At 56.1% G+C, this 301-nt stretch carries 1 protein-coding gene; it reads right to left on the bottom strand.

Annotated features, from left to right (window positions below):
- On the bottom strand, positions 1 to 301 hold a 301-nt coding region (locus HA630_RS02865), incomplete at both ends, for a flagellin (RefSeq protein WP_256368608.1).

Here is a 301-nt window from a genome sequence, read left to right as displayed (position 1 = left end):
GCGCACGGGACAGGTTGGCGGTTTCGGCCGCAAAGTCGGCATCCTGAATCCGGCTGCGCGAAGCCGACAGGTTCTCGGACGTGACCTGCAGGTTGACAACAGTGGTCTCAAAGCGAGACTGCAAAGCACCAAAGCTGGCGCGCTGCCCGTTAACCGCAGCCAGAGCAGCGTCTATGATTTTGAGCGTTCGTGTTGAACCGTCAACAGTCGAAACATCAATCGAGTTGACAGCGCTGAGAGCAGAGCCACTTGCAGTAACCAATGGTGTGGTGGTCACATTACTGATTGCAAAGCCCTTGTC

The organism is Aquabacterium sp. A08 (assembly GCF_011742065.1).
This window is presented reverse-complemented; position numbering and strand designations above follow the sequence as displayed.